The following is a 26,790-nucleotide window of genomic DNA, read 5'->3' on the forward strand; positions in this document are numbered from 1 at the left end:
GGCCACCGGATTCAAAAACAAACCCGGAAGCCGTCTTTCAACTTAAACGACCGTTACGTCCATGACCGCGCTCTCCGTCTTGCCCGCCGCATTCGTCAGCTCCGCGCGGTAATGATAGACGCCCGGCGCCCTTCCGGACACGGCGGTCGAAGCCGTCTGGGCTTCCGGCGTATGGCTGCTTAGCGCTTGCTCGTCGATCAACTGTCCGTTCTCGTAAAGCTTGTACTTGGTCCCGTTGGTTCCCCACCACATATTCATCGTGACCTTGTACGCGCCGTCGCGGTCCCAATTGTCGTTCGACAGCACCGGCTTGCCCGGATCGGCGTCGCTGACGACGACCGTATGCGGCTCGCAGGCGGTAGAGCCAAGGGCATTGGTCAGCTCGCAGGTATAGACATAGGTGCCGTTCTTCCTTCCCGTCAGCTCGATCGTCGCCTGCTGAGCGGCGGGCGATGCGTCCTTGAGCGTGGTGGTGTCAATCGGGACGCCGTTTTCGAACAGCTTATACTGCGTGCCGTTGGCGCCCCACCACATATTCATGGTGACGGCATAATTGCCGTCGCTCAGGCCGCTATAGCCGCTGGTATCGGAGAGTACCGGCTTTCCGGGCTTCGCGCTCGCCAGCGCAGCCGGCGTATACGGCCCCGTTCGCACGAATTTTATGCCGTCCGCCAATATAAAGTTGCTGGTGAGATGACCGTTCGCGATGGACACGCTGCCCGTAGCGCCCGGCAGGAACGAGCAGGTGCCGATCTTGTTCCACTTCCCCCCGTTCTTCGATTGATCCACGAGGATATCGGTCGTCCCCTCCGCGTCGCGTATCGTGAACGGCGCGTCCGTTGGGCCGGCGGTCGTATGATGCCATTCGTACACATCGTACATGCCCGCTTCCGGAATAGGCGGCGTATACGTAGCCGTCGCGCCTCCGCCTCTTGTCGAATTCACCGCGAAGTCCCCTTTGAACGCCCCTGCATTAACGCCGGTGTTCCGCCAGGAGCCATCCGAGAATACGACGCCGGAGGCGTCTTTGTTGTCCATCTCGATCGCTACGTTATCCGGTACGCGCACGAAGGAGACGTTGTCGAACGATACTTTTCCGCTGCCGGCCCGAATCCCGATGCGGACGGAGACGTCCGTCTTCGCCGGCACGACGACGGTCTGCGCGTAATACCCGTATTGGCCGGTCAGCGTCACCGAAGGGAGCAGGTGCAAGCCGTTCCCATCCGTCACGTCCAGCGCGGGACGAACGCCCGTGCCGCCGTCCAACTGTTTTACGTAGGCGGACAGCGCGTAAGTGCCCGGTTCGAGCGTGGTGAACGACTGCGTCATGTCGGACCTTCCGCCCGGCGCCCCCGCCGAGTCGAACGTCAGCGCATATGCGCCCTGGAATGGGTTGGTCGCGTTCACGTATGCGTTCGTGCCATAGGCGCCTTCGCCCATTTGCCAGCCGCTCAAGAGGACGGAGGCGGGGTTCCCCGCGGGATCGCCCGAGAGAGACTCGAAGTCTCCGTTGGCGAACGCCGCAGGCATATCTCCGATCCTGACAAACTTGATGCCGTCCGCCAGTATGAAATTGCCAGTCGAGACCGCAAAGTTATTCGTAATGACGACGCTGCCCGCGGTTCCCCCTTCAAAAGGATAACTGCCGACGAGGTTCCACTTGCCGCCGGTAGCGGCGGTTTGATTCACGCCAACCTGCGCCGTTCCGCTCGCATGGTGAATCGTGAAGGGGGCGGCAGTCGAGCCGCTCGTCGCGTGATGCCATTCGTACACGTCGTACATGCCCGTAAGCGGGATATTCGGCGTATACGTGACGCTGGCAGTGCCGTCATGGCTCGTATTTACGGCAAAGTTTTTCAGGTTCGCGCCGGCATTCGTCTTCGTGTTGTCCCATGCGCTGCCGGGCACGGTGCCGGCGAACGTCACGCCCGTCGGGTCCGAGTTGTCCATCGACACTTCCACGCGCTTGAACGATACGCCGTCGATGTCGAGCTTCCCCGTACCGGACAAGATGCCGATCTTGACCGTCAGACTCGTCGGTCCCTGGACCGTGAGCGGCTCGGAATAGTACGCATATTGGCCCGTCAGCGTTACCGCCGCCACCTGATGATCGCTCGTCCCGTCCCACGCGTTCAGCTCCGGCTGCAGGTCCGTCCCGCCGGCCGTCTTCCGGATGTACGCGGACAGCATATAGGTGCCCTTTTCCTCCACATTGAACGATTGGTACATGAACACATGGCCCGACGAAACGCCCGTAGAATCGAAAGTCATGGCATTCGCGCCTTCATGCGCGCCGGTCGCCGTACGGTTTACATAGGCGTTCGTCCCATACGCGCCCGCACCCGGTCCCATTTGCCATTGGTCGGCCGTGACCGCCGCCGGACCGCCCGTCGGATCGCCCGACAACTGCTCGAAGCCGCCGTTGCGGATCAATGGCGTCTCCGGAACATCGAGGCCGGTAATCTGCAGCCGCTCGCTGCTGACGATGAACAGCGTATCCTTCTTGAACACCGAACCGCCCGCCTGAACCGGCACGGCGTTCCCGTAGTTATCGACTACCCGGAGGATCTTGCTCGCGTTGCCGATCATGATGCCCATCGGCTGGCTGTCCGCCGACAGCACGCTCAGGTAATTCCCGTCCGTCCGGCGCATGTAATGCTTGACGGGAAGCTGCGCTTCTTTGGGGAAGTTGCCATAAGAACCGCCGTAAGCGGCGACCTTGCGCATCTCGTTTTGCAGCACCGCGGTCGTCTGGAACACTTCCGTCGGGGACAATGTAAAGCGGTTGACGAACATATTGTCTGCCGGATGGCCCATCGTGAAGTATTTGTCGAAGCCATTGCTCAGAAAGTCCAGGTACTTGTCGACCGTGTCGTACAGCTTCTTCGCGGTGGTCGGTGCCGTCAAAGGGTAGTACTCCCCCTGCCACAGCTGCAGGTTTGGATGATTTGCCTTGGCATTTCGGTAAGCAGCCAGCACGTCGTTCTTGATATCTCCCGTGCCCGCATAGCCGTGAATGTTGAAGATGTCGTAGTACCCGGCATACGGCTCTTGCAGCGCATCGACCGCCATCTGGCGATCGGCGGACGTTCCCGCGACAGGCGAAAAGCCGCTTGTCGAGACGTAAAGCTCCAGTTCGTGTCCTGTTTCCGTTAGATACTCCGCCTTCACCCGTTGCGCCTGCTCATGGGCGATCTCCAGCATCCGGAAATACTCGGCCTCCGTGCCCGAGAAGCTGGCCGCGAGAAAGGGCGGATGGAAATTGGCTTCGTTGCCGATCTCATAGTATTTGACCTTGCCCGCGTAGCGCTTCATCGTCTGGTAGACGTAATCCGCCCAATCGTCGCCCGCGCCGGGAACGCCGTTCTGGGACAGAATGTCCTGGGAAACGTAGCGGTCGGCGATGTATTGATAGGAGGACGGGTAACCTTGTGCCGGGATCGCGCTGACGGGCGGCCGCGTCGATGCCCAGTTCGGCGGATTGCCGAGCACGGCCAGCACGTCCATGTCCGCTTCGCTCGCGGCGTTCACATACTGGTCCGCATGCTCCCAGGTGTATTGCCCCTGCTCCGGCTCGACAGCATACCACAGGAATACCCGCGACTCCTCCCAGGCGCGGGTCGCGCTCGTGTTAATTTGCGACCAAGGCGACATGCTGTCCTTGTAGTCCGAGTGCGTACCGTAGTAGTCCGCATACACGCCGTCGGCAACCGAAATCTCGTTGTCCGGCAGCTTGGAGATCGCGCTCCTATAGACGATGGCGTCGCCTGCACCAGAGCTGACGTTCGTCTCCAGATTCCAGAATCCGACCTTGCCGGACAGCTCGGGCAGCGGAAGCTCCTCGATTCTATACTGTCCGTCCGCCGGCACGGTCACGGACTGCGTATGGGTAAACGCCACAGCGCCTTCTGGATCGGTCGCCTTGACGGTGACATCGTACGTACGAGCCGCGGCGCCGTAATTGACCGTCATGACGGGATAGACTGCCTCTGCCTGCTTCGCGAACACTTGCTTGTCGTTGCGGAATGCCGGCTTGGCGACGCTATACCCGGACGAAGCATGCCAGGGCGTCTCGAATTTCTCCGTTTGCACGGGCTGATCCAGCGTAATGTTGCCGAGCAGAGAGGTGTCCGTGCCCTGGCTGAACGAGGCGGTGCTTGTCTCAAGTTCATTGGCCGCCAGCGCCCTTGTCGAGATCTTCAGGTTGCTCACGTTGAACGGAGAGCCCCGTTCGACCATGAACTCGTAGGGCATGAATTTCTCCTGGACGGGATCGATGGAAGTCGGCTGGTTAACGAGAGCGATCCCATCCTTGTAGATGGCAACGTGACCTCCCGGACCCAGCTTCCACGCGAACGCGAGATTAAAGGACTGGCCGACCGTATAGTTCAAGCTGGCAGGCTGCGCGTAGGCGAATGCCCCCGTCGTGCCGGAACCGTTCTTGACGAAAAAAGTCAGCGGCTGCGCGTAATTCGTACCCGTCGGCTTGCTGGTCGGCGGGGGGATGTGCGCGTTGATCAGCGTATTGCCGGGTCCGCCCTGCTCCGGGATGGCGCGGAACAGGAAGTCGTACCAGTTGCCGAATTCCTCATACGGCTTGTCGAGCCGCACCGTCATCTCGATCGTGCCTTCGTTCGGGTTGAGGATGCCCGGCGCAAAGTCTCGGTACCAGGTCTCGTTGGGGATAAAGTAGGTTGATGCGTTTGGGACGCTCGTGGTAAACGCGGGCGCTGCTGCCGAAACCTCCTTGAGCGCTCTCGTCGCCGGCGAGGCGATCGCCAGCAGCAGAAGCAGGCAGACCGCCAACCGTGCGATTTTACCCCTGCCTTTTGCCGGCCGCAAACCTTTTTTCTCCATCGTCATTTTCCTCCGCTTCGTTCGGATGTGTTGCCCGCATGGATGTTTTATGTAATCGCTTCCATTTGGACACTCCCACTATAAGCAACGGAGGAACCTGCGAAAACGGGATAAAGCTACGATTAGGTGGCGAAAGTTATCGTCCTAGCCCCAGTTACGCGGTTTTTCCGGCTAACTCTCCGCATCCACCGCCCCAGCCGTCCGCCTCAAGGCCGAATAAAAAAATCCCGGCCCCCTCGCTTGGAGGACAACCGGGATCGCAGCCTTTATTTCGCGTTGTTGTAAGCGTCGTTCAACGCCTTCTCGACGTCTTCTCCGCCCGCTTGCTTCCACTTCTCGAGGAACTGGTCATAGGCGGTCAGCGGCAGCGCGCCGGTGATGATCTTCAGGAAGTACTGATCGCGCAGATCCTTCAGCTCCGTACTCTTCTGATCGACGAGCGGAATCGGCGCGACGAGATCGACGACGTTTACGTACTTGGCGACTTTGGAGACCGGGGTGAAGTATGGGCTAAGGCCGGCGTTTTCCATCCGCTGCAAGCCCAGGTCGACGGTATCGAACATGTTGTAATACACCTTGTAGGCGATGTTGCTCATCTCCGGAAGCGCCACGTTCTTTCCGTTTTCCTTTTTAAAGTGCGTGCCTTCAATCCCGAAGGAAATAAAGTCGATGATGGCCGGATCCGAAGCCTTGTTCAGGAACTGAACGACTTCCTTCGCGTGCTTGCTTGCTTTGGGGATGATGAAGTACTTGGAGATGGTGGACGATGCACCCATGCCGAACGAGCCGTTGCTGCCCGTCGGCGGATCGATGTACGCCAGGTCGCTGTTCGCGTTCTTCTCCTTCGACGCCGTGACGATCGCCGGGCCTTCCCACCAGCCGAGCGTAGCCAGCGCCGCTTTTCCATTCGACAGCTTCTCCTTCACGTTATCCGTCTTGTTGACGACGGACTCCTTGTCGATCAAGCCTTCCGCGAACAGCTTGGAGGCAAACGCAAGGAAGTCCTTCGCTTCCGGCTGCGCAGCCGTGTAGACGACCTTGCCGTCCTTCTGCACGTAGTCGACGGGCGGATAGAACATGCTCGCGATCGCCTCGAGCCCGGTTAATCCTTCCGACAGATTGGCCGTATACGGCGCCATATCCGGCTTTTTCTCTTTGATCGTCTTCAGCGCATTGTAGAATTCATCCTGCGTCTTCGGCAAGCCAAGCCCCAGCTCCGTCAGCACGTCCTTGCGCGCCGTCAAGCCATAGGACGCGTTGCTGTAGCTGAACGTCCGGATGGCATAGATCTGGCCGTCCCACATCGCCGACTTCCACTGCTCCGGCGAGAGCAGCGACTTGATATTTGGACCGTCCTCGTCGAGCAGCGCGTCGAGCGGCGTGAGCAGCCCTTGCTGCGCGAAGTTGCCGAATTGCGCCTTCTCCGAGTTGCCCATGATGATCAGATCCGGCGTATCGCCGGAGGCCATGAGCACGTTCAGCTTCTGGTGAAGCGCTTCCGCATCCTTCGGCAGGAGCTCCCATTGGACGTCGAAGCCGGTCTTCTCGCGGATGCCGTCCGCGATCTCATTGTGGTTGACGTCCTTCCCGCTCGGGAACTCGGCGATATTGTTCGGCACCAGAATCTTGAGCGTGACCTTCTGCCCGCTTGCCGTCGGGCTGCCGGAGGCCGCCGAGGACGAAGCGCCCGAGGAGGAAGCAGCCGAGGACGAGGCTGCCTCGCTGGCGGACGATTCCGAGTTGGCGTTGTTTCCTCCGCAGGCGGCAAGCGCCGAAGCCATTAACGGTATTGCCGCAAGCCCGATTGCCGAACGCATGACACGGTTGAATTTCATGTTCCTGTCTCCCCTTTTGCTTATAGTTGCTATATTAGCCTTTTACGGCGCCAAGCACGATGCCTTTGACAAAAAAACGCTGGAGGAACGGATACACGAGCACGATCGGCAGCGTAGCCGCCACGACGACCGCGCCGCGGATGGATTCCTGCGCCACCTGCGTCTGGGCCATCATCTCGATGTTGTTGCTCGCGTCCGACACGCTCATGATGACTTCCCGCAAGAACACTTGCAGCGGAAGCCGCTTCGCGTCGCTGATGTACATCAGCGCGTCGAAATAGCTGTTCCAATACTCGACCGCGCAGAATAGGGCGGTGGTCGCGATGACGGGCGCGGCCATCGGCATCATGATGCTGAACAGAATCCGGATGTTGCTCGCGCCGTCCATTTTCCCCGATTCCTCCAGACTGTCGGGGATGTTGTAGAAGTACAGACGCACGATGATCATATTGAACGGACTGACCAGCCCCGGCAGCATGAGCGACCAGAGCGAATTGATAAGCCCCAGATTCTTGATCACTAGATAAGTGGGCATGATGCCCGCCTGGAACAGCATCGTGAAGACGAACAGCATCATGATGAGCTTCTGCCCCGCCAATCGGCTGCGGGATAAGGCGTAGCCGGTGAAGACGGTCAGCGTGACGTTGATCAGCGTGCCGACGACCGTGATCAAGACCGAGTTGCGGAACGAGCTGAGGAACTTCGGACTGCCGAGCACGATGTTGTACGCATCCGTCGTAAAGTGTACCGGCCAGATGCCGACGTCGCCGGCCACGACGTAACTCTCGCCGCTAAGCGACTTGGCGACGATATTGAGCACGGGAATGAGACAGACGAGAATGCCTAAGACAAGACCCGTATAGACACAAACTTCGTAGACGACTTCCCCTTTGGTTCTGAGCCTCACGCGGCCACTTCCTTTCTGCCTACCAGAGGCTTCGTTCCCCGTACTTTTTGCTGAAGTAATTCGCCGTGAAGATCAGCCCCATGCCCACGACCGACTGGAACAACCCGATCGCCGTCGTGTAGCTGTACTGCAGGTTGCCCAGGCCCATGCGGTAGACGAACGTGCCGATGACCTCGCCGACATTGGCGACGAGCGGATTGTAGAACATCAGCACCTGCTCGACGTCGTTGCCGAGCGCGCTGCCGACCCGCAGGATGACGACGAAGAAGATGACCGAACGGATGCCCGGCAGCGTGACGTGCCAGATCTGCCGGAAGCGGCCGGCGCCGTCCATCCGGGCGGCTTCGTATTGCTGCGTGTCGATGGAGAGGATGGCGGACAGATAGATGATCGAGGACCACCCCGTCTCCTTCCAGGCCGCCGACATGACGAGCACGCTGCGGAAGAAGCGCTCGTCGGCGATCATCATCGTGTCCTGCATCCCCAGCAGGTGGAACAGATCTTTCAGAATGCCCGTCTGCGGCGACAAGAGGTTGACGAAGATCGTGCTGATGATAACCCAGGACAGGAAATGCGGCAGGTAGGTGATCGTCTGCGCGGCCCGCTTGAACGCGACGTTGCGCACCTCGCTGATCATGAGCGCCAGCATGATCGGCAGCGGAAACTGGAAGATGAGTTTGTACAAGTTGATCAGCACCGTATTGCGCAGCACCTGATAAAATTTGTCGTCGTGCAGCAGCGCCTCGAAGTTCTGCAAGCCGACCCAAGGACTGCCCCAGATCCCCTCTCCGAGCCGATAGTCCTTGAACGCGATAATCGCGCCGAACATCGGGACGTACTTGAAGATCAGCAAGGCCGCCAGACCGGGCAATAGCAGCAAATACAAATCGTAATCCCGAAGCGCCGCGCGCAATCGGCTTCGCTTCCCCATTCGCACACATCCTTCTCCTTGATGGAATCGCTTTCAAATCCGTAGCTTCAGTATAAAAAAAGAGAGCCGCCCCATAAACGGGACAGCTCTACGATTAGGTGGCGGATCTTACGCCGTTGCGCAGCGGATCGACGGGGGCGGTCTTCAGCTTCAGGCGCACGACCGTGCCGCACCCCGGCTTGCTGCGAATGGACACCCCGCAATCCGGGCCGTAATACAGCTGAAGCCGCCGGTGCACGTTGCTGAGTCCGTACCCGCCGGCCGTGCCGTCCAGCACGCCCGCAGCCGTCTCCCGGTCCATGCCGGCACCGTTGTCCGCGACGAACAGGACGATCTCGTCGCCGTTCAGCCGGCCGCGCAGCACGATCTGGCCGTCTCGGCCGCCCGCTTTGTTGATGCCGTGGATGATCGCGTTCTCCACGATCGGCTGCAGGATCAGCTTGATAATCTCGATGTGCTGCAAACCGGGGTCGAATGCGAATTCCGTGCGGAGGGCGCCGCCGAACCTGACGTTTTGGATGTCGACGTACGCCCGGACATGCTCGATCTCCTTTTCGAACGGGATCTTGTCCTTGCCGCGATTGAGGCCGATGCGAAAAAACTTGGACAAGTCCGTCACGATCCTGGCAATATCCGGCGCGCTCGACTTGAGCGCCATCCACTTGACCGAGTCGAGCGTATTGTAGAGGAAGTGGGAGTTGATCCGTCCCTCCAGCACCTTCATCTCTTCCTGCTGCTTGTGCTGCGTGACGCGGTACACTTCGCCGATCAGATTCTCGATCTGCCCGGACATCTTGTTGAACCGCCGCTGGAGCAAGGAGATCTCGTCCCGGCCCTCGATCTTCACCGTTTCCCCGAAATGCCCGTTCTCGATGCCCTTCATCTTGTCCGCCAGAACGGACAAGCGCCGCGTGATCCGACCCGACAACAGGAAGGCGAGCGCCGTGGCGAACGCGATCAGGCCGACCGAGAGCAGCAGGATGTAGACGCCGAGCATGTCGCTCTGGTCGGCGATGTTCACCGTCGGGATCAGCGCGACGATCTTCCAGTCGACGTTGTCCAGCTGCTGGACCAGATACAGATACGTCTTGCCGTCGTATTGGATCGTCCTCGCTTCCCGATCGGTCCCTCCGCCCAGACGGAGAATGTCCGAGAGCGGCGCCTTGTCGATGCCGAGCCGCTCCGGCTCGTGGGCGTAAGCGGTGATGACGGACTGGTCCTTGATCAGCATCGCCTTGTACGGCAGCGCGAGATTCATGTTTTGCAGCACGTCGGTGAACGTTCGCTCCTCCACGTCGATCGCGATGACCCCGAGCGAGGTCGTGACGTTGTTGAAGTCCTTCATCAGCCGCTGCAGCGAGATAATGCTTTTCGTTCCCGCGTCCAGATAGGAGGTCGGGCCGAGATATTTCCAAGCCATCATGTTCTTCGCCTCGCTCAGCTCCCGGCGGTAACCGTCGAATTCGCTGTCGCTCAGGCCGAACAGGCTGATGTTCTCGGTCGTGTACAGCGCCGTGCTGGGCACGAGCAGCCGGATGCGGAAGATGTTGCGGCTCGTCTCGAGATTATGCAGGATTTCCTTAATGTCCTTGTAGTCGTCCATGACCTGTCCGGTCGTCAGCTCGGACGCGCGGGCGCGCCTCAGCATCTGCTGTAGATTGTCGTTCGTGTACACGATATACGAGATGTTCTCCACCTCGGTCATCCGGTAGGACAGGTTGATCGACGTCTGCCGCAGCGCTTCCAGATAGGCGCGGCTGGTTTGCTCCTGTATGATCGAGGACGATTTGCGGTAGGAAAAAAAGCCGATCGCGACCGTCGGCAGGAGCACGAGCAGCGCGAACGCCACGAGCAGCTTGCTGCGGAGACTGGTGCGGGAGTCGAACCGGCCGATCCATCGCCACATCCGCTTCACGCCCGATCCCTGAACTCGCTTGGATTCATGCCGACTTCGCGCTTGAACAGCTTCGTGAAGTATTTGCCGTCCTTATATCCGATGCGCTCCGCCACGTGCTGCACGAGCAAGCCCGGCTCATCCCGGAGGAGCCGCTTCGCCTCGGCCAAACGGATTTGCGTGATGTAATCGTTTACAGTAATGCCTGCGTTTTTCTTGAAAAGGTTGGCTAGATAGTTGGGCGACAGATGCACCGCTTCGGCCACCTGCGCCAGCGTCAGTTCTTCCCGGAACGCGGATTGGATGTAATCCTTCACGGCCCGCACAACCTTGCGTTGGTCGGAGCCGCTCAGCGAGGCGATCTCGGCCCCCGCAAGCAGGTCGTCCAGCTCGGCGAAGGCGTCCAGACCCGTTTGTTTCGCCGGTCCTGCGCTCAAGTTTTCTACCAGCCGATCCCGGACCCATGCTTGCGACAGCTCGTTCCTGCGCTCCAGGCTGCGCAGACGCTCCTGTTGGCCCCGCTCCTCGTCGAGATCGGCCACGACTTTGCGGACGACCTCCGCGAACTCTTCCTCGTGGAAGGGCTTGAGCAAATAGTCTACCACCTGCAGCTTCAGCGCCGAGCGAATATAATCGACGTTCTCGTGGCCGCTGATCATGATGACCTTGATCGCTTTGTCCTTGATGTCGGCCTGCAGCCGGCGCGCGAGCTCGATGCCGTCCATCTCCTTCATCACGACGTCCGTGATCACGATGTCCGGCCTGATCCGGCCCGCCAGCTCCAGCGCTTCCTTGCCGTCCGAAGCGGCCGCCGCCAGATTCAGCCGGTAGGATGCCCAGTCGATGCCGAACCTCATCCCCTCGCGGATGACCTCTTCGTCTTCGACGATCATGCAGGTGTACATGGCCGCTCCCCCTCCCCGTTACTCTCCACATAATATAACGTCTGCCCGGTCCGCTTGTCATGTCGTTCCTTTAGCACCCCAAACGGCGCAAAGACCTTCTCCGTCCGGAGAAGGCCGCCAGCCTTACAGCAGATAATATTCGCCCGCGTCCTTGCCGATCAGCGAGTAGCGCTGGAAGTGCTGGTAGTGCGCCTTGTACAGCTCGCCGTCCTTCGCGGGGGAGTAGGTCAGGAAGAGCTGCTTGCGGCTGTATTCCGACAGGTTCGGTCCGCTCTGATGCGGCGTGAAGGAGTGGAAAATGATGACGTCGCCCGGGTTCGTCGCGACGATATGGCCGGTGGCGGGATCGATCTCGGCGATCTCCGCCGCGTTCATGTTGCGCAGCTCGCCCGCCGTCGAGCGCAGCCTGTCGTGATAGCCGGAGAACAGCTCGAGTCCGCCGTTCTCCGCGGTGGCGCCGTCGATCGCGACCATGACGGAGATGAGTCCCTCGATCGGGAAGCCCTGCCACCAGGACGCGTCCTGGTGCATCGAGTAGCCGTTCGCTCCCGGCAGCTTGAAGATCAGTTTATCCTTGAAAAGCTTCGGCTCGTCGAGGTAGATGTCCCGCAGCGGCGCCAGCAATCGGTCGTCCTGCACGAGGTCGGCGAATACCGGGGAAATATCGTGGACGGGGTCGAACCGCTCGATCTTGGTCTCCCCGTTCGCATAGCTCTTGTAGCCGGCGCGAATGTTTTTCGGATCGGTGTAGTCGGAGAGCGTGAGCAGTTTGTCGCATTCGATCTGCATCACCTTGGCCTCGGCTTCGGAGAATACGTTTCGCAGGACCAGGTAGCCTTGGCGATGATAGTCTTCCAACTGCGTTTTGCTCAGAAAGTTCAGTTTCTGTTTCATTCGGGACAACCTCCATTTTTTTCTCGTTTGATATTCTCTGATCGCTTTCTACAATGCTATGATATGCCTTGAATCGACGCATCTCCATGCATTGGCTTTATCAATTTCATATACTTTTTTTCTTTATTGGAGAGGAGACGAGCCGGTGGAGGTCAAGGCCTATTATTACAATGCGGGCGGGATGACGCAGTTTCGATATCCGGAGGATACGTATGCGGGATGGGCCATTCTGGTTCCGCAGTCCGGCCGGTTCTCGTTCGCCATTCACGGCGGCGCGCAGGCTGACGAGAGTCCGGCGGCTGGCGGGACTGGCGGGACTGGCGGGACTGCGGCGGAGGGGGCTGGGTTCGAGCGGACTGGAGATGGCGGGGCGGGAACGAGGGGAGAACGGCCGGATGCCGAACGGACTGGGGCTGGCGGGGCGGGGGCGAGAGCCGAACGGGCGGATGCAGAACGGACTGGCGCTAGCGGGACGAGGGCTGACAAGGCGTCGGTTGTTGAGACGACGGCTGCGGCGTACAGCGGCGAAGCGGCGTTCGGCGAGCTCGTGCTCTGCCCGCCCGGCTATGTGCTGAAGCGGTCCATGCTGGAGCCGACCGCCTTCCACTTTATCGAGCTGTCGGGCGCGGGCGAGCTTGCGCTGCCCCCGGGCAAAGTGCGCATTCGCGACGTGCAGCGGCTCGGCTCGACCTGCGCGTACTTGGCCCGGCTGCGCGTGGAGCCGTCTTACGACGACCAAGAGGAAGTCGCCCATCTGATCCGCGACCTGCTGTTTCTCGTGCGGCGGGAGCAGGCTTCCGCCGCCGCCTCGCGGCGCGAGACGACCGAGCCGCTCATGCATCACGCCGCCGCGCTGATGGAGCGCGGGGCCTGCGAGCCCGACTTCTCGCTGCAGCGCATCGCCGGACAGTGCGGCCTGCGCGCCTCGCAGCTCAGCACGCGTTTCCACGCGGCCTACGGCATGTCGCCGATCCGCTTCGCGACCTCCGTCCGCTTGGCGAAGGCCGCCAAACTGCTCGTCGAGACCGACCTGACGCTGGACGACGTTGCCGAGCGCTGCGGCTATCAGAACGCGTTCTACTTCAGCCGCGTCTTCTCCAAGCAAATGAAAATAAGCCCTTCCTTGTTCAGGAGGGCCAATCGGGTGTGAGCTTGGCGGCGCTCTTTTGACATGACGACGGATAGCTGTCAAAAGGCAGTTATTCCAGCGATTTATCGCGATTTTGGGCGATTAGTTGCTAAAAGGCATTTAATCAGCTTTGTTTCCCGACATTCCGGCCGGGGAGGCGCGATTAGTTGCCTTTTAACACTTATCTAAAAAGCTCGCTCGCGTATCGGGCAAATAGATGCTTTTCAGCAACTATTTTATCGTGGCCGGTGAACGGGTGAGCAAAGATCGTGCGGCATTTTAGGAGTCGGCCAGTGGGCCCTGTCGAGCCTGTCGAGCCTGCAGATCGCAGCACTTGCCGCGCTGACAAAGCCGACCTATCAGCCCCCGTCGGCTAGCGGCCAGCGAAGCACGAAACAGCCGCAGCGGCGCTAGCCGCCCGACGGCGCCGGTCCCGTCGTGCCGCGCGCGATCAGCGCCGTCGGCACGATGACCGCCGGGGCCGGGCCGTCCGGCTCGACGATCAGCCGATCGAGCAGCTCGATCGCAAGGCGGCCGAGCGTCGGCATGTCCTGCCGCACCGTCGTCAGCGGCGGGTGCACCACCCGCGCCTCGTCGATGTCGTCGAAGCCGACGATCGACAGCTCGTCCGGCACCGCGACGCCCGCCTCGCGGGAAGCCTGCAGGGCGCCGATCGCCGCCTTGTCCGAGCCGCAGACAACGGCGGTCGGCCGCTTAGACAGCGCCAGCAGCTGCTGCATCCCTCGGTAACCCGTCTCCTGCGTGAAGTCGCCGATCACGAGGTAGTCCGGGTCCGGCGACAGGCCGACGTCGGCCATCGCCTCATGGTAGCCGGCGAGCCGGCGCTCGCCCACGTACGAACCGGGCAGGCCGGCGATGTAGGCGATCCGCCGATGCCCGAGCTCGTGTAGATAACGCACAGTGCCCTGCACCGCCTCTTTGTTATCCGAAGAGATGTAGCCAGCCCGCTTGCCCGTCAGATTCAGGTCGATGAACAACGACGGAATGCCCGACGCCACCAGCTTGTCCGCGTCCAGCTCGCCCAGCTGGAAGCCGAAGGCAAGCACGCCCTCGACGTTGCGGCTGCGGCAGTGCTGCACGAAGTTGTACTCCGGATGCGCGGACAGCTGCGCGAGGTAGATGAGGTCGTAGCCCCGTTCCTTCAGCGCTTCGTCGATGCCGCCGAGCAGATGCACGAAGAACGGGTTGGACAATCCCGACGTCAGCAGGATGCCGATCGTCATCGACCGCCTGCCGACGAGCGATCGTGCCGCCTCGTTCGGGCGGAACTGCATCTGGGCGACAAGCGCGAGCACCTTCTCCCGCGTGGCGCGGCTGACCGTCGAATAGTCGTTGAGCACCTTCGACACCGTCGCGACCGACACGCCGGCCGCCTTCGCGATATCGCGTATTGTAGCTGTCATCGTAAGATCCCGCCTTGCTCCGCGCCCAACCGGGCTTAATCGTTGTCCCTACCATATCGCGTAGCAGTGCTTTTGGCAATCCGAATACGGTTCGTTCGCGACCGATCCGAGGTAGAATTTCGTTTTGGCTCTCCGCATCGATTGTGCTATAATGAATTTTACTGTGGCCCCGTAGCTCAGCGGATAGAGCACACGTTTCCTAAACGTGGTGTCGGATGTTCGATTCATCTCGGGGCCGCCAGTTTTCTAGCATTTTCAGAACCGCGTATTTACGCGGTTCTTTTTGTTTGCTTAATTTACTAAAAGCGGAGCTTTTTGATGTTTCCATCCGTCTATAGATATGCTTGCCATCACGTCGCTTCAAATGTGCGGCCCCCGCGGTTAACTCCGAAAGGTTGGTGAACGCTATGAAAATGATCGGAATTCTGTTGCTGTTAATAATGATATTAGGTTGCGCGAATACCCGGACGACAAATGCACCGCATGCAGAAAATCAATCGCATTCCCCACTACACGATCAAACCTTCATCGATGAGAAAAACTACTCCGGTCAAGAATTAGAGCTTGTACAAATTATCAATAAGTCGACGAAATCGTTAAACGACAGAAATGAGCGCGAGTACATGGCGTTATTTGCGCAGGACAGTCCCATTTCACAGCTTAACAAAAAGAGATTAACGACAATCGAGGTTGTATCCTTCGGCCCCATCAATGACGATTTTGCATCCGTAGAAACCAAAATACGGCTAGATTCTGGACCGGAGACCGCGAAACTGTATTCGTTCATCAAGGAAGACGGGGCTTGGAAAATATACGATATCGATTAAAAATCGTACTCGCTCGGTCGCTTAAGGCAAGGCCGTTGGAGTCATCTCATGACCGCCAGCTCATACGAATGTCGAAACCGCATGCGGAGGTGCGGTTTTTTTGCTATTGACGACAGCCTGCCTTTGAAAATAATATCCAAATATATGCTTATTAAGGAGTCTCTTCATGGACGAACTACGAATAGGCATCGGTAGAACAGCCGAGGTCTACGAATACGGCGAGCAGCGCGTCCTTAAGCTGTACCACCCGGGATTGTCAGAAGAACAGGCCGAGATGGAATATCGCGCCTGCCAAGCAGCATGCCGCGCCGGCCTACCGGTCCCGGAACCCCTGGAGCTTGTCCGGCATGACGGTCGCCCCGGCATCGTATTCGAGAAACTCGCCGGCGTCACGATGCTCGCGGCGCTGGCGCTCGGAGAAAGCAGCGTGGCGCGGGAAGCCGAACGGATGGCTCAGCTTCAAAGCCGTGTCCACCGCGTTTCAGTGCAGGGCTTGCCCAGCCTGAAAAGCAGCCTCATTGAACGGATCGCGCACACTTCTCTGCTGACCGATGAGGAAAAGAAACGTTTGGCATCGCTATTGAGCGATCTGCCCGACGGCGACCGCCTCTGCCACGGAGACTTTCACCCGGACAACATCCTGCTTGGCGATCAAGAATGGATCATCGACTGGATGACGGGAACGACCGGCCATCCGTCAGCCGATGTCGCCCGGACCGCGCTGCTGCTGCAATACGGCAGCATCCCGAACGAAGCGCCGGCCGAGGTGGTCGCGTGGCTCGTCGACATGCGCGTCGAGTTGCTTAGCGGATATCTCCGCGCGTATTCAAAGGAGACCGGCACGACGCGCGAGCAGATCGAGCGCTGGATGCCTCCCGTCGCCGCCGCTCGCCTGTGCGATTGGATTCCCGAGGCGGAGAAGGAAGCGCTGGCCGCGTTCATCCGAAGGTCGATCGCAGGGAACGAATGCGAATGACTGCGCGCGCATGGCTCCTAGGCGCGGGAATCGCGGTTGCATTCCCGGCGCTGGTTCATCTGCTGCTCACTGCCGCGTCGCGAATCATGAACGCAGACGATACTGGCGACTTTGCTTATCACGATACGACGTTCGCCGTTTACCGTATGGGATGGACAGGAGATATCGCATTAGGCCTTTTCGCGTTTACCGCATACGTTCTGATATTTGTTCTATCGCGGACAAAGAAATAACGATTCGTCCAAACTCATTTATTCTATATGGAGGGAAGCACTCTCTATGCCAAAGCTTATGAAGTTCATGACGGCACTGTCCCTTATGCTCGTTATGCTCGCTCAACCCATTTATGCCGCAGAAAAGTCGGTCAAGATCAAAGTAACCGTCGTGTCGGTCAAACTGGTCCAGAACAATCACGTGGGGAACGAGTGGCTGACCGCAGCCAAGGTGAACGGTAAGGAAGTATCGGCAGGTTCCTCCGTCACGCTGACGCTTAAAGCCTCTGAAGCCATCCATTTGGATGCTTATGCGGAGGAGCAAGACAAGATCCCCGAAGACGGCGAGGCCACGGCCTCCGTCAAAGCCTCGTCGATCGCGAAGACGACGAACAAAGCGCTAACCGTCGTCGTCACCGAAAACAGAGGCCGTTACTCCGGCAACACCGCGACTTGGACATTTACGTATAAGCTGCAGAAGCTTCCCTAACGGACCGCACGCTTCATGATCCTGCGAAGGTAGAGCCGCTCCCCCATCTCGAACAACAGACATCCTACCGATATGGACAAACCCAGAACCACGCCTCGCTGCGCCATTGCTCCCCCTTCCAGCAGACCGAACAGCAGCCATAAGGCGACCGGGATCAGGATCAGCTCCCAAACCAGGCTCTTACTCCACATCCGTCCGGATATTTTGTTCGCTGCGTATTCCTCGCGCCGAATATCCTGTCGATACCGGAATCCGATACTCGTCAAAATTACAAACATGGACACGTACAGATGACCCTCCTCGTCCACCGCATAAAACATCGCTACGATCGGGACGCCGAACAAAAGGAGATAGAGCAGATATAGGACGTACCGGTCGGTGCGCTTCATTCGTATAGCCTCCTCGGCCTATTCCTTTGCGCTGTCTGATCCAGGTCAGTCTTCCGCCCACGCCACGCTCTTCAGCAGCCGCTGCTTCATGAGCTCGAGCACGAAGTCCACATAATAATCCTTGCGAACGATGATCTTGTATTCTCGGTCGGGATAATGGTAGAACAGCACATCCGTGTACACGCGGTTCTCGTCGAATTCCTGCCGGACCTGCTTCAGGCCTGCCAGGATTGACGGATCGTCGGTCGCGAGCACGATTCGGAACTCCATGTCGTTCTCGTTCGCAGACTCGCTGATCTGCAGCGCGGCTTCGTCATAGCTATAATTCAACATAGCGATTCGCCCCTTTAACGCTAGATTAAATAACGCACATACACGTACACGCTAGATATGACGATGGACAACAGCATGAGCGGAAAGCCGATCTTGAGATATTGGACGAACCGGATCGGATATCCTTCCTTGCCCGACATGCCGGCGACGATGAGGTTCGCGCTCGCGCCGATGAGCGATCCGTTGCCGCCCAGGCATGCGCCAAGCGCCAGGCTCCACCAGAGCGGCTCGAGGTTGCTGACGCCCATGCTGCCCATCTCCTGGATCATCGGGATCATCGTGGCGACGAACGGGATATTGTCGAGAAACGCGGAGGCGATCGCGCTCAGCCAAAGGATGAGCAGCGAGGTCGCGACCAGGTCGCCGCCCGTCAGATCGATCGCTTGCTTCGCCAGCTCGGCGATGACGCCCGTCTCGATCAGGCCGGACACGAGCACGAACAGGCCGACGAAGAAGAAGATGGTCATCCACTCCACCTTCGTGAACGCCTGCTCCATCATATGCTCGCCGGTGAGCAGCAGCAGGACAAAAGCGCCGGCTAAGGCGACCGTGGCGGATTCGAGATGGAACAGCTGATGGGTGAAAAAGCCGATCAGCGTCAGCCCCAGCACGATCAAGCACTTGCGCAGCAGCTTCGGATCGGAGATGAGCTCCTTTTCGTTCATCTCCATGACGCCGCGCTTCAGTTCGTCGGTCGTTTGGATCTTTTTGCGGAACATCCAGATAAAAAGCGGCACGTAGGCGGCCATGACGACGACGGCTACGGGCGCCAGATTGTTGATGAACGCCATGAACGTCAGCTCCTTGACGGCGCTGCCGATCATGATATTGGGCGGATCGCCGATCAGCGTCGCCGTGCCCCCGACATTCGAGGCGATGATCTGCGTCACCAGAAACGGTACCGGATTGACGCGCAGCTGCCGCGTAATGCTGAAGGTGACGGGTACCATGAGCAGCACCGTCGTCACGTTGTCCAAAAATGCGGAACCGACCGCGGTGATCAGCGATAGCAGGACGAGGATGCGGACGGGCTCGCCCTTCGCTTTCTTCGCTGCCAGAACGGCGATATACTTGAATACCCCCGTCTCGGCCGTCGTGCTCACGATGATCATCATGCCGATCAACAGCCCCAGCGTGTTGAAGTCGATGTGATGGACCGCCGTCTCCTGATCGACGATCCCGAGGATCACCATGAGCAGTCCCCCGATCATGGCCACGATCGTCCGATGGATCTTCTCCGAGATAATAAGCGCATAGATGACTAGAAAGATGCCGACTGCCCAAATCGCTTGCTGCTCCATAAGGCCCTCCCTTATACATTTGATGGAAAATAGGATGTCCGCAACCGTCCGGCATATGCCCGTCATCCCACTTGGAGAGGCCTAAAAAAGCAAAGAGAAGCCCACCAAATGGCAGGCTCCTCCGGTAATCCCGATATGCAGTTACTATCTATCTTATACGACGGAGCGATGGTTGTAAACCCGAGTGGCTATATCAGCTTGTCACGCCTCCGGATAAACGATCCGCGCATCGCCCCAATCCGCGTGATCCCAATCGCCGCCGGCGATACCGTTGGTGACGACCAGCTTCAGCTCGCTCGCCCCGCTGATGTCGAGGTCGATGAGCTGCGTCTCGGAGGTCGCCGTCATGACGCCGCTGTCGAACGCCTTGACCCCGTCCAGCCAGACCTCGAAGCTGACGTCGCCATTGCCGTAGGTCTCGTCGTCGACGCCGACCGCGGATTGGAATCGAGCGTAGGCGCCGCCTAGCGTGTAGACGATCTCGGACGCGGCGTGCGTGCCGAGCCCCTTGGCGTACACGACGTCGTTCAGCGTGATCGGCTTGCCGTCGGACGACTTGTCGCGCTGGATATTGCCCCAGCCCGCCGTGCCGGAATCCCAGGCGAAGTCGCTGAGGTACACCGTCGCGGACGCGGGCGGCGTCAGCGTGGCGACGGCCGGCTCGCTGGCCGCCGAGCGGTTACCCGCGGCGTCCTTCGCCTTGACGGTGAAGGTCTGCGAGGTGCCCGGCAGGAGACCTTCCGCGGCGTACGCGGTAGCTGCCGCGCCTGTGGTCGTGCCGATCAACGCGCTGCCGCGGTAAATCTCATAGCCCGTGACCGCTTTGTTGTCCGTGGACGCGGTCCAAGCGAGGCTCGCGCTGGTGCCGGTGACCGCCGTCACTGCGAGACCGGTCGGCGCCGTCGGCGCTTCGGCGTCCGGCAGCTCCGTCGTCACGGCGAGCGGCGCGCTGGCGTCCGAGACGTTGCCCGCGGCGTCGCGCGCGCGAACCGTGAAGCTGTAAGCCGTGGCCGGAGCAAGTCCGGTCACGGTAAAGGCAGTCTCGCCCGGCGCGGTCGAGCCGGCCAACGTGCCGTCCCGGTAGACGTCGTAGGCGACGACGCCGACATTGTCGGAGGCCGCGCTCCAGGTCAGGCCGACGGCTTCATCGGTCTTGGACGCGACGGCCAGGTTGGCGGGAACGTTCGGCTTCTTGGTGTCGGGCGCGCCGGGCCGGACCAGGATGACCTTCTCCTTCAGGCTCGCGCGCCCTTCGTTGTCCCAGACAACGAGCGTCACCCGGTACGCGCCGGGCTGATCGTACACGAAGGTCGGGCGGGACGAAGCGCTGGGCAATCCCGTGCCGAAGTCCCACAGATAAGTCGCGATCGACCCGTTGTCGGTCGACTTGCTGACGAACGTCGCCGGCTCGCCAACGCGCACCAGCAACGGACTGTCGAAGTCGGCGGTCGGCTTGGCGTTCGCGAAGCCCCGCGAGGCTGGCTGCGCGTTGCTCTTGTTGCCGTACACGACGTTGTTCGCCCATTCCAGGTGCTGAGCCGCAGCCGGATACGGGTCGATCGCCACGTCCTTGTTGCCGTAGATGATGTTCTTCGTGAAACTAAGCCGATCGACGCCCGGCGCGTCCGTGATCTCGATCCCCTTGCGGCCGTTGTTCGCAATCAGGTTGCTGTCGAACGTCAGATTTTGCGCGTTGCCGTGGATTCGCACGCCGTTCCCCTCGTAGCCGGGATAGGCGGCCTTCGGATTGCCGAGCTGCGTGTCGATGAAGCTGTTGCGGTAAAAGTATTGATACTGCTCGGTCTCGCTCGACCCCGCGCCCTGCAGCTGCATGCCCCACATGACCATGTTTTTGACGACGTTGTAGCCCCACAGCTGATGCCCCGTGCCCGGCGACTGCTGGATGCCGACCTGCTGGCCGCCGTCGACGATGTTGTCTGTCGTTACTGCGTCGTCCGCCATGATCTCCAGGCCGATGGAGCCGACGCGGCCGTCGGTCGGATGCACGACGTTCCGCCGGACGGCGATCGTCTTGGAGCGGACGGCGCTGATCCAGAAGTCCACCTGGTTGTCCTCGATGATCGAATTGTCCACGTTCGTGTGCAGCTCGATAGACAGGCCGTGCTCCTTAAGCCCCGATCCCGTGATCTTGTTGCCGCGGATGACTGCGCCGGGGCTGCCGTCGTTCACGAAGATGCCGCCTCGGCCGGTATTGGAGATGACGTTGCGCTCGATCAGGGCGTCCGACGATCCCCAACCGGCACGCACGCCGGCGCCCCAGATGGAGCCGGTGCCGATATTCGCGATTTTGTTGTCCGCGATGCGGACCTTCGGCGAGCCGACCGCATAGAGCGCATGCGGCCCGAAGCCGTCGGTCGCCGCGAAGTCCTTCACGAAGAGACCGCTCAGCTCGTTGCCGCTGCCCCCCTCGGACACCGCCGCCGACATCGCGACCGTGCTGTTATTGCCGTCGAGCGTCATGTTTTTCACAGATGCGCCCGTCACGTTGTTCAGATAGAACATGTAAGAATCCGCGCTGTCCACGTACTTCACGACCGTGCCGCCCTGGGACTGGCCGCGAATCGTTACGCCCGACTTGCCCCGCACCGTGCCGCCAAGATAGTACGTCCCGTTCGGGATCAGCACCGTATCCCCGGCCGAAGCCGCGTCGACCGCCGCCTGGATGCCGGCACGGTCGTCGAGTGCGTCCGCGCCGCTTGCCCCGTAGCTTGCGACCGACAACGTCGCCGGACCTGCCGCACCCGCCGCTGTCATGGGAACGCCCGCCGTCGCAATCGCCAGCGACATGCACAGACCAAGCACGTTTTTTCTGGAAGGATGAAGCTTCATACTCTCAATTCCTCTCCTTCGCGCGATATGTACGGACTCCTGGGAGCCGTCGCCTCTATCATGCGGGAAGGGCGTCCGCGCCGTTACTGCACAATGTTCGAAACGCTCGCCCGGACGGCTGTTCGTTTTGGGAATCGTTGTGATTTAGTTGAATCCGGTGCGTTCCCAAGTACGAGGTTATGCGATATGCTAGTTTTGCATTTGTATAATACAGGAAGTTAAGTAAACCCATGAGGAGCTTGGAGCGCGTCATGAAGCTACTGTTCGTATGCAGCCGCAACAAGTGGAGGAGCCTGACGGCCGAGCACCTATTCAATGCGCTTGAGGGCTATCAGGTTAGGTCGGCAGGGACGGAGGATGCCGCGCGGATTAAGGTGAACGAGGGCCATATCGGTTGGGCGGACTTGATCTTCGCGATGGAGAAGAAGCATGTGCGGCGGCTGCAAGACAAATTTCCGCACATGCTGCAGGGGAAGCTGATCGTCTGCCTCGGCATTCCCGACGAATACGGATATATGGACGAGGAATTGATCGAGACGCTCCGATCGAGCGTATCGGAATATATCGAGATACCGTGACAGAGAAACAGGAGGCAGCCCATGGCTCAGGAGATCATCATCAAACAGCTGGCTGAGGAAGCCGAAGTACGCGAGTTAGATGCTGCATTTTCCCGTACGTACCCGTGGTATAGGCCCGGCGACTACGATAATCGTTACTTAGAGGAGAACCGCCAAGGACGGAGAATCACGCTGATCGCCAAGGTAGACGGCAACGTGGCCGCGTGCTGCCATCTGCTGCAAGTGTCCGATTATCCCGGATTCGCCGAGACGGGTATCCCGGAGATCAACGCCCTCGATGTGCTCCCGCCTTACAGAAGATTAGGAATCGCGAGCCGTATGCTGCAGAAACTGGAGGATATTTCCTCCCGCGATTCCTCGTACATAGGGTTAGGCGTCGGACTTTATCGGGACTACGGAGCGGCGCAGATTTTGTATACCAAGCGCGGTTATGTGTTGGACGGACAAGGTCTCATGTATAAAAACCGAGCGGTCGCTCCGGGCCGGACTGTGACCGTTGACGACGATCTACTGCTTTACTTGATCAAAAATCTAGCAAAGGCGAACAAAAAGTAATGCGACCCGTCATACCTTCGGCACGATCAGTCCCTTGCGGATCAGATTAGCCGACACCGGTGCCCGGCCGATCTCCCTGGCCCATACGGACAGCTGCCCGATATGGTGAATCTCATGCGCGATGACGTGGCGCATCACCTCGCCCCAGGCATGTACCTCGGACGTACCGTCCGGACGAACGTTTGGCAGCGGCCGCGTCTCCATGGACGGATCCCACGCGGCCACGAATGCCTCGACGTCGGGCCGCAGCCGGCGATCCAGCGCCCGGACTTGATCGAGCGAGCCGTACATTTCGAACGGATCCTGGAAGTCCGGCTGGTCCTGCATGAACATGATCCAGCTGTATTCTACGTCCGCGATATGGAAAAGCGTCTTCAGAATGCTGCCGACGCCCCCGGTGCGCGCCTTTAGCAGCTCCTCGCGGGGCACGTCTTCGCACCATTCGTACCATTGCTCGCGAACGATCCAGTTATATCGGAAAAAGGTTTGCATCGCGTACCTCCTGCATATTTGATTGCTCAGTCTACTATAGCTATGACTCTATTCTACTATATCCATTCTATTCGAGGTGTCTCATGGATCAAGACGTCATTCAACGAGCGCGCACATTGGCTGAGCGGCTCATCCGGCAAGCGGGAGCCGTCGCGTTGGAGCGATTCGACGATATCGTGGAGCTGTCGGACAAGGACGACTTCGGGGACGTCGTCACCGAGGTGGACCACTTGGCGGAAGCCATCATCCTGCCCGGCATCCAATCGGCTTTCCCGGATCACGCCATCCATAGCGAGGAGGCGGGAAGCCTCGGCGGCGAGAGCGACTGGCTGTGGCTCATCGATCCGTTGGACGGCACGAACAATTTCGCGATCGGCCTGCCCGTATTCACGACGTCGATCACGCTCATGTACAAGCGCGAGCCCGTGCTCGGCGTCGTCTACGAACCGCTCACCGACAGGCTCTTCGTCTCCGCTGCCGGCGAAGGCGTCTTCGTCAACGGGAAGCCGATGCATGTAAAGCCGGCCGCGCGGCTCTCCAAAGCCAATATCGGTTGGATACAGGGCCACGCCGTGCGCAACGATCCGCGCGCGGTCCGGCTGCGCCATCATCTCGACGTCAGCTTCAAGCGCATGATGCGGCTGTGGGCGCCGGCGCTGCAGTGGTGCATGCTCGCCAAAGGCGACATCGACGGGATCGTGCTGTACAACTCCGAAGGCGACGATCTATACTCGGGCATCCTGATGGTAAAAGAGGCGGGAGGCGTCGTCGTAGACTTCGAGGGAAGGCCGTTTACGGGCATGCAGACGGAGCCCTACCTGATCGCCTGCCATCCGGACAATCAGGAAGAGCTGCTGCGGACAGTTCGGGCGGGATTGGCCATGGCGGAGGGGAAGGCATGACGCTCGGTCGACTGAACGGGACAGGCTCGAACTTTATCGAGACGGACGAGTTTTTGTGAAGAAAATGTCGGACTGACGCGCCATGCTGCCTCATATACTTCTGCGATGCGATCCGAATCGCCTACGCGGGAGGTATAGAAGATGTCATATCCCGAATCCACGGTGCTCCAAACGTCGGCGCTTCAGACGCCGGTGCTTCAATCGCCGTCCCTGAACCTGTCGGCCGACTCGACCCAGAAGGTCAATTATGCCAAAAACGAACAAAACGTCATCACGCAGCTGTTCGCCGATCAACTGCCCGCCGTCAGAACCGGGTTCTTCAATATTTATATGAGCCAAGGCGTCGTGGTCTCGCCGCATTGGCACACCAACGCGACCGAACTCGTCTTCCTGATCAGCGGCGAGATCCAGACATCCGTCTTCAATCCGTTCACCCAGGAGCTCATGACATATCGGCTGAAGCCCGGCCAAGTCTCGCAGTTTCCGCTGGGCTGGTTCCACTGGCTCGTGGCGCTGACCGACCATACGCACCTGCTGACGATCTTCGACGTCCCGACGCCCGACATCGTTTACGCGGGCGACTTCCTGCGGACGCTGCCGCCCGAAGTCGCCGCCCGCGCCTACTGCGTGAATCCCGCCGCCTTTGCCCAAGCCGTCGCCCCGCTCCAGAAGCCGGTCATCCTTGGCCCGCCTCCGGGCTGCTCGCCGGCGCCAGGCACGGTGCAGGGCGCATCCGCGCAGACGGGCTATCCGCATGCTGCGGCGCAGGGCGCGGCGTCGCCGGGCCCGATGTATCCGGGCACGATGCCTGGCGTGATGCCGCAGAACGTCATGCCGCAGCAGGGAACGGCGGCGGTACCCTATCCCCCTGGGTCAGGCTGGAGATAGACTTTGAGCGTATCATCGCAATCATAGCAACAGAACGAAGCCTGCGGCGGATGCCGCAGGCTTTTCATCTGCATTGTTAACACGGTTGCTGCCGACATGGAGAGCAAGCGAGGGAAAGCACATGGGCGATATAGTGGTGAGAGCGCCTAAAGTGCTGTCGCTGGAAAGCACTTGAGCGAGATTGCTCGTCGGAGCTGCAAAGTGCTGTCGTGGGAAAGCACATGGGCGAGATTGCTGGTGGTGGCACCAAAAGTGCTGTCCAGGAAAAGCACCTGGTCGAGATCAATAGTCGGAACCACGGAAGTACCATCGCAGGAAAGCACTTGAGCGAAACTGCGAGAGAAGCCCGCGATGATCCCGGCAAGTCGATGTCTTCACCCCCCCCCCCAGCGGCATACTATCGAGGCGTCCGCACGATTCGCAAGCGGCAATCCGAGGTACGCTTATAGAAAAGGGGGAACGCTCCATGAATAGGCGTCGACCGAACAGCCGCCATACATACTCGCTCGTCCATACCATGATCGCTGCATGGATCGTCCTCGCGCTGCTGCCTGCGCTATCCCTGGTACCCGCCCACGCTTCCGCCGCCAGCTTCATGGCCTCCTGGCCTTACAAAGCCAACCTGCTCGGCGCGGAGCAGGTCGTGGTCGTCGAGGCCAAGTCCCTGCGAGCGCAGACCGGTGTCCTGTCGTTGCGCGAAAAGCAGCCGGACGGCAGATGGACCGTCGTCCTGTCCGGCATTCCCGTCGCGCTCGGCAAGAACGGCATCGCGAAGACAAAGGAAGGCGACGGCCGCACGCCCTCCGGCGTGTACCCGCTGGGCGAAGCGTTCGGTACCGCGAGCAAGCCAAAGGGGCTGAAGCTCGCATACAAGCAGACGACCAAGCAGGACTATTGGGTCGACGACCCGACATCCGCCGATTACAATCGATGGGTCGCCTATGCTGGCAATCCCGACCGCAAATGGCATTCCTACGAGCGCCTCTACCAGCCGCTCTATAAGTACGGGATCGTCGTACGCTACAACGACGATCCCATCGTCCCCGGCCGCGGCAGCGCCATCTTCCTTCATCTGTGGCGGGATGCGGGCAAGCCGACGGCCGGCTGCATCGCCATGTCCGAGCCGAATCTGCTCAAGCTGATGGCCGCGCTCGATCCCGCGCGGTCGCCGGCTATCGCCATCGGTCTAGCCGGCTAGCTGGAGCGGGGCTTCCCTCAGGC

Annotated in this window: 22 protein-coding genes and 1 tRNA gene; 10 read left to right on the forward strand and 13 right to left on the reverse strand. The window is 59.9% G+C overall.

Annotated elements, in window-relative coordinates; translation table 11 throughout:
- Positions 1 to 42: 42 nt before the first annotated feature.
- From BM235_RS32785 to BM235_RS28910, 7 genes are all read right to left on the reverse strand, one after another.
- Complete coding sequence (locus tag BM235_RS32785) at positions 43 to 4,857, reverse strand: golvesin C-terminal-like domain-containing protein (RefSeq protein ID WP_255374648.1); 4,815 nt, start codon at positions 4,855 to 4,857, stop codon at positions 43 to 45.
- Between the two features lie 266 nt (positions 4,858 to 5,123).
- A complete protein-coding gene (locus tag BM235_RS28885; protein WP_090117732.1) occupies positions 5,124 to 6,692 on the reverse strand; it encodes an extracellular solute-binding protein in 1,569 nt (522 codons plus the stop codon).
- Between the two features lie 34 nt (positions 6,693 to 6,726).
- Positions 6,727 to 7,599: a carbohydrate ABC transporter permease gene (locus BM235_RS28890; protein ID WP_158544125.1), complete on the reverse strand. Its 873-nt coding sequence runs from the start codon at positions 7,597 to 7,599 to the stop codon at positions 6,727 to 6,729.
- Between the two features lie 19 nt (positions 7,600 to 7,618).
- Positions 7,619 to 8,530, reverse strand: a complete 912-nt coding sequence (locus tag BM235_RS28895) for an ABC transporter permease (protein WP_090117734.1) — start codon at positions 8,528 to 8,530, stop codon at positions 7,619 to 7,621.
- 94 nt (positions 8,531 to 8,624) lie between these two features.
- Positions 8,625 to 10,436, reverse strand: a complete 1,812-nt coding sequence (locus tag BM235_RS28900; RefSeq protein ID WP_090117735.1) for a cache domain-containing sensor histidine kinase — start codon at positions 10,434 to 10,436, stop codon at positions 8,625 to 8,627.
- A gap of 5 nt (positions 10,437 to 10,441) precedes the next feature.
- Complete coding sequence (locus BM235_RS28905; RefSeq protein ID WP_090117736.1) at positions 10,442 to 11,329, reverse strand: response regulator transcription factor; 888 nt, start codon at positions 11,327 to 11,329, stop codon at positions 10,442 to 10,444.
- Positions 11,330 to 11,452: 123 nt separating this feature from the next.
- The gene (locus BM235_RS28910) at positions 11,453 to 12,223 is read right to left on the reverse strand and encodes a phytanoyl-CoA dioxygenase family protein (protein ID WP_090117737.1); all 771 of its coding nucleotides are present in this window, start codon (positions 12,221 to 12,223) and stop codon (positions 11,453 to 11,455) included.
- Between the two features lie 145 nt (positions 12,224 to 12,368).
- Between BM235_RS28910 and BM235_RS28915 the strand changes: the two genes are divergently transcribed.
- Entirely contained in the window at positions 12,369 to 13,373 is a 1,005-nt protein-coding gene (locus BM235_RS28915; RefSeq protein WP_143106751.1) for a helix-turn-helix transcriptional regulator, read from the forward strand.
- Between the two features lie 389 nt (positions 13,374 to 13,762).
- Here BM235_RS28915 and BM235_RS28920 read toward each other — a convergent pair whose 3' ends face one another.
- A complete protein-coding gene (locus tag BM235_RS28920) occupies positions 13,763 to 14,776 on the reverse strand; it encodes a LacI family DNA-binding transcriptional regulator (protein WP_090117739.1) in 1,014 nt (337 codons plus the stop codon).
- A gap of 165 nt (positions 14,777 to 14,941) precedes the next feature.
- Between BM235_RS28920 and BM235_RS28925 the strand changes: the two genes are divergently transcribed.
- The 4 genes from BM235_RS28925 (at position 14,942) to BM235_RS28945 (ending at position 17,281) form a co-directional block, all read left to right on the forward strand.
- A tRNA-Arg gene (locus tag BM235_RS28925) sits at positions 14,942 to 15,017 on the forward strand.
- A gap of 166 nt (positions 15,018 to 15,183) precedes the next feature.
- Positions 15,184 to 15,603 carry a hypothetical protein gene (locus BM235_RS28930; protein WP_090117740.1) on the forward strand — a complete coding sequence of 140 codons (420 nt, stop codon included), beginning with the start codon at positions 15,184 to 15,186 and terminating at the stop codon, positions 15,601 to 15,603.
- A gap of 166 nt (positions 15,604 to 15,769) precedes the next feature.
- A complete protein-coding gene (locus BM235_RS28935) occupies positions 15,770 to 16,579 on the forward strand; it encodes a phosphotransferase family protein (RefSeq protein WP_090117741.1) in 810 nt (269 codons plus the stop codon).
- A 279-nt stretch (positions 16,580 to 16,858) separates the two neighbouring features.
- On the forward strand, positions 16,859 to 17,281 hold the full coding sequence (locus tag BM235_RS28945; protein ID WP_090117743.1) for a hypothetical protein: 423 nt from the start codon (positions 16,859 to 16,861) through the stop codon (positions 17,279 to 17,281).
- Here BM235_RS28945 and BM235_RS28950 read toward each other — a convergent pair.
- From BM235_RS28950 to BM235_RS28965, 4 genes are all read right to left on the reverse strand, one after another.
- Positions 17,278 to 17,670, reverse strand: coding sequence for a hypothetical protein (locus tag BM235_RS28950; RefSeq protein ID WP_090117744.1), 393 nt, complete (start codon positions 17,668 to 17,670; stop codon positions 17,278 to 17,280). The two genes, BM235_RS28945 and BM235_RS28950, sit on opposite strands and share 4 nt — an antisense overlap.
- Before the next feature lie 45 nt (positions 17,671 to 17,715).
- Positions 17,716 to 18,003: a hypothetical protein gene (locus BM235_RS28955; protein WP_090117745.1), complete on the reverse strand. Its 288-nt coding sequence runs from the start codon at positions 18,001 to 18,003 to the stop codon at positions 17,716 to 17,718.
- A 20-nt stretch (positions 18,004 to 18,023) separates the two neighbouring features.
- Positions 18,024 to 19,304 (reverse strand): ArsB/NhaD family transporter, encoded by a 1,281-nt coding sequence (locus BM235_RS28960; protein ID WP_090117746.1) that lies wholly within the window; start codon positions 19,302 to 19,304, stop codon positions 18,024 to 18,026.
- A 201-nt stretch (positions 19,305 to 19,505) separates the two neighbouring features.
- A complete protein-coding gene (locus BM235_RS28965) occupies positions 19,506 to 22,154 on the reverse strand; it encodes an NPCBM/NEW2 domain-containing protein (RefSeq protein WP_090117747.1) in 2,649 nt (882 codons plus the stop codon).
- A gap of 251 nt (positions 22,155 to 22,405) precedes the next feature.
- Between BM235_RS28965 and BM235_RS28970 the strand changes: the two genes are divergently transcribed.
- Together BM235_RS28970 and BM235_RS28975 are read left to right on the forward strand one after the other, a co-directional pair.
- Entirely contained in the window at positions 22,406 to 22,732 is a 327-nt protein-coding gene (locus BM235_RS28970; RefSeq protein WP_090117786.1) for a low molecular weight protein tyrosine phosphatase family protein, read from the forward strand.
- Between the two features lie 21 nt (positions 22,733 to 22,753).
- Positions 22,754 to 23,287, forward strand: coding sequence for a GNAT family N-acetyltransferase (locus BM235_RS28975; RefSeq protein WP_090117748.1), 534 nt, complete (start codon positions 22,754 to 22,756; stop codon positions 23,285 to 23,287).
- Positions 23,288 to 23,296: 9 nt separating this feature from the next.
- Here BM235_RS28975 and BM235_RS28980 read toward each other — a convergent pair whose 3' ends face one another.
- Positions 23,297 to 23,779 carry a DinB family protein gene (locus BM235_RS28980; RefSeq protein WP_090117749.1) on the reverse strand — a complete coding sequence of 161 codons (483 nt, stop codon included), beginning with the start codon at positions 23,777 to 23,779 and terminating at the stop codon, positions 23,297 to 23,299.
- 83 nt (positions 23,780 to 23,862) lie between these two features.
- Here BM235_RS28980 and BM235_RS28985 point away from each other — a divergent pair, with 83 nt between their 5' ends.
- From BM235_RS28985 to BM235_RS28995, 3 genes are all read left to right on the forward strand, one after another.
- On the forward strand, positions 23,863 to 24,681 hold the full coding sequence (locus tag BM235_RS28985; protein WP_090117750.1) for an inositol monophosphatase family protein: 819 nt from the start codon (positions 23,863 to 23,865) through the stop codon (positions 24,679 to 24,681).
- Between the two features lie 141 nt (positions 24,682 to 24,822).
- Entirely contained in the window at positions 24,823 to 25,569 is a 747-nt protein-coding gene (locus BM235_RS28990) for a cupin domain-containing protein (RefSeq protein ID WP_090117751.1), read from the forward strand.
- Positions 25,570 to 26,035: 466 nt separating this feature from the next.
- On the forward strand, positions 26,036 to 26,767 hold the full coding sequence (locus BM235_RS28995; protein WP_255374649.1) for a L,D-transpeptidase family protein: 732 nt from the start codon (positions 26,036 to 26,038) through the stop codon (positions 26,765 to 26,767).
- Positions 26,768 to 26,790: the final 23 nt, after the last annotated feature.

The sequence above is a fragment of the Cohnella sp. OV330 genome (genome assembly GCF_900112065.1).
Lineage (GTDB): Bacteria > Bacillota > Bacilli > Paenibacillales > Paenibacillaceae > Cohnella.

Bases quoted from the DNA above. Each gene is read 5' to 3' on its own strand.
- BM235_RS28980 (WP_090117749.1), bottom strand. From the start codon at position 23,779: ATGCAAACCTTTTTCCGATATAACTGGATCGTTCGCGAGCAATGGTAC.
- BM235_RS28920 (WP_090117739.1), bottom strand. From the start codon at position 14,776: ATGACAGCTACAATACGCGATATCGCGAAGGCGGCCGGCGTGTCGGTC.
- BM235_RS28900 (WP_090117735.1), bottom strand. From the start codon at position 10,436: ATGTGGCGATGGATCGGCCGGTTCGACTCCCGCACCAGTCTCCGCAGC.
- BM235_RS28895 (WP_090117734.1), bottom strand. From the start codon at position 8,530: ATGGGGAAGCGAAGCCGATTGCGCGCGGCGCTTCGGGATTACGATTTG.
- BM235_RS28905 (WP_090117736.1), bottom strand. From the start codon at position 11,329: ATGTACACCTGCATGATCGTCGAAGACGAAGAGGTCATCCGCGAGGGG.
- BM235_RS28985 (WP_090117750.1), top strand. From the start codon at position 23,863: ATGGATCAAGACGTCATTCAACGAGCGCGCACATTGGCTGAGCGGCTC.
- BM235_RS28930 (WP_090117740.1), top strand. From the start codon at position 15,184: ATGAAAATGATCGGAATTCTGTTGCTGTTAATAATGATATTAGGTTGC.
- BM235_RS28970 (WP_090117786.1), top strand. From the start codon at position 22,406: ATGAAGCTACTGTTCGTATGCAGCCGCAACAAGTGGAGGAGCCTGACG.
- BM235_RS28945 (WP_090117743.1), top strand. From the start codon at position 16,859: ATGCCAAAGCTTATGAAGTTCATGACGGCACTGTCCCTTATGCTCGTT.
- BM235_RS28990 (WP_090117751.1), top strand. From the start codon at position 24,823: ATGTCATATCCCGAATCCACGGTGCTCCAAACGTCGGCGCTTCAGACG.
- BM235_RS28955 (WP_090117745.1), bottom strand. From the start codon at position 18,003: ATGTTGAATTATAGCTATGACGAAGCCGCGCTGCAGATCAGCGAGTCT.
- BM235_RS28960 (WP_090117746.1), bottom strand. From the start codon at position 19,304: ATGGAGCAGCAAGCGATTTGGGCAGTCGGCATCTTTCTAGTCATCTAT.
- BM235_RS28975 (WP_090117748.1), top strand. From the start codon at position 22,754: ATGGCTCAGGAGATCATCATCAAACAGCTGGCTGAGGAAGCCGAAGTA.
- BM235_RS32785 (WP_255374648.1), bottom strand. From the start codon at position 4,857: ATGGAGAAAAAAGGTTTGCGGCCGGCAAAAGGCAGGGGTAAAATCGCA.
- BM235_RS28965 (WP_090117747.1), bottom strand. From the start codon at position 22,154: ATGAAGCTTCATCCTTCCAGAAAAAACGTGCTTGGTCTGTGCATGTCG.
- BM235_RS28995 (WP_255374649.1), top strand. From the start codon at position 26,036: ATGAATAGGCGTCGACCGAACAGCCGCCATACATACTCGCTCGTCCAT.
- BM235_RS28950 (WP_090117744.1), bottom strand. From the start codon at position 17,670: ATGAAGCGCACCGACCGGTACGTCCTATATCTGCTCTATCTCCTTTTG.
- BM235_RS28885 (WP_090117732.1), bottom strand. From the start codon at position 6,692: ATGAAATTCAACCGTGTCATGCGTTCGGCAATCGGGCTTGCGGCAATA.
- BM235_RS28910 (WP_090117737.1), bottom strand. From the start codon at position 12,223: ATGAAACAGAAACTGAACTTTCTGAGCAAAACGCAGTTGGAAGACTAT.
- BM235_RS28935 (WP_090117741.1), top strand. From the start codon at position 15,770: ATGGACGAACTACGAATAGGCATCGGTAGAACAGCCGAGGTCTACGAA.